Genomic DNA, 1448 nt, shown 5'->3' on the forward strand with positions numbered 1-1448 from the left:
GTTAGCAAACATTTAACCGATTCTATGAGTAGAAAGATTGAGTTTATGAGAAAAAGAAAGTCTAAAATAATACTCAACAAACTTATTAAGGAAAATAAGAATGAAAATTCATTGATTAAAATAAGGTCTTATGTGCTTGATTTTTTTGGGGAAAATTCACCTGAATACGAACATTCTAAATCAATTACGTATAAATTTAAAGAAATTATAATGCAAGAATATACAGGGAATATTAAGACTCAATACAATGAAAAACAAAGATTGAGTATCATAAAAAATAAAGAAAAAGAGATAAACGAGTTTTTAAAAAATTGCATTGAAACCATAGAAAATAAAGGTTTATACAAGAAACATAATAACAATTTATTAAGTGAACTAAATAATTTTCAGTTGATAGGGATGTTTACGACTGTTATTGTATTTAGTGTTTATTTAGGAATTAGATTGTCTGAAAATAAAATTATAAGAGAATTCTTCTTAACTATAACTAATCAGTAGTGCCTGAAATAATCGTTAAAAACAAGCATACAAAACCTAGTTCAAGTAAAAAATCAGCAAAAGAATACATAATAATTTTAAATTTTAGTTAATAATGAAAAGTGGATATTATTCAATTAATGGAAAAGGAAAATACATCTATTCTGAAAAAACAAAACAAGATAAAAACGGAATGGTTAAAGTTATTAATTCTCATACAAGCAAATCTGAGTTAGTTAAATTTAGTGAGCTTCATCCTTGGTCGAATCCTGCAAAAGTAACTGTGATACGAAATCGATAAACTTGTTTCCAGTATTATTTTCATACATATCAACAAGTTTTTGAGTTTCCTCTAATTGTTTAATGTAACTGAAATCAATAGCACCCATTACAATAAACTTTTCAGAAAGTTCTTTTTGAGCTTCGTCTGATTGTGCCATAATAATAATTTTAAATTTTAGTTAATAATGAAAATAACAGTAAAAGATTTAATCGAAAGATTACAAAAAGAAGATGAAACACTACCAGTTTACTTTGGTGGTTTAGATTTTTACCGAGTTAGACAAGTTGGTAAACACGTTCATATTGAATTTAATCAGACAGTTTATCAAGATGATTCAGGACTCGTGGTGGTTGAAAACCATTAAGAACAGATGTAATCCAAACTTGCATGCATTCTTTTGACTCAGGGCGGTATTGTTCTTTTACTTTACCGTCTTTGTATCTTGATAAACTATATCTACCATCTTTAATTTCTATTCTAATTTCTTGATTTTCGAGGTCAGACTGTGCCATAATAAAAACGATTTGCTAACAAAGTATATAATTAATAAGGGCTACAATGTTATGATTAATTTCAGTTTATTTGTTTTATTCCGTAATACAATACAATTAGCTTATATTTAACCCTTACTAATCATATACGTATTACGTTGGCAATAATTATGAAGAAACGATATTTATACTTAATT

General features: G+C 26.5%; 3 protein-coding genes. 2 read left to right on the forward strand and 1 reads right to left on the reverse strand.

The annotated features are described in order from the left end of the window. The coding region (locus FUA26_RS05410; protein ID WP_222611753.1) for a hypothetical protein at positions 1-498 on the forward strand (498 nt) is incomplete at its 5' end. A gap of 221 nt (positions 499-719) precedes the next feature. Here the strand turns inward: FUA26_RS05410 and FUA26_RS05415 are convergent. Continuing rightward, positions 720-917, reverse strand: a complete 198-nt coding sequence (locus tag FUA26_RS05415) for a hypothetical protein (protein WP_147132689.1) — start codon at positions 915-917, stop codon at positions 720-722. A 27-nt stretch (positions 918-944) separates the two neighbouring features. Here FUA26_RS05415 and FUA26_RS05420 point away from each other — a divergent pair, with 27 nt between their 5' ends. After that, a complete protein-coding gene (locus FUA26_RS05420; protein WP_147132692.1) occupies positions 945-1124 on the forward strand; it encodes a hypothetical protein in 180 nt (59 codons plus the stop codon). Positions 1125-1448: the final 324 nt, after the last annotated feature.

The sequence above is a fragment of the Seonamhaeicola algicola genome, assembly GCF_007997385.1.
GTDB lineage: Bacteria > Bacteroidota > Bacteroidia > Flavobacteriales > Flavobacteriaceae > Seonamhaeicola > Seonamhaeicola algicola.